Origin of the sequence: Acinetobacter sp. AL9 (genome assembly GCF_041464035.1) — a bacterium.
GTDB lineage: Bacteria > Pseudomonadota > Gammaproteobacteria > Pseudomonadales > Moraxellaceae > Acinetobacter > Acinetobacter towneri.
On the sequence record NZ_JAYFSK010000274.1, the window covers coordinates 1 to 253 of the forward strand.

Sequence of the window (253 nt, forward strand, 5' to 3'; positions counted from 1 at the left end):
GGCAAATTGTAGGTTTTATCTCAGGTTCAAATTTAAGATTTTAGCAGCACTCCAAACTCTACAATTTGCGTATAGTGGTAGCTAATCACTATATCAATCAAGATACAAGAAGCACTGCTTCGCAAGGGTCAGGATGATCAGCATTAAAATTACGTTTCACTAAATCATCTGCTCTTTTTTGATCATCTCGGCTACGGGTGGTTTGTTTATTCTTACCACGCCAAACACCTTGTATAGCTAGCTTCTGCATCAA

Annotated in this window: 1 pseudogene; it reads right to left on the bottom strand. The window is 38.3% G+C overall.

What is annotated here, in order from left to right:
- Positions 1-127: 127 nt before the first annotated feature.
- Positions 128-253 (bottom strand): annotated as a pseudogene (locus ACEO2X_RS14675) (IS3 family transposase); the annotation flags it as partial.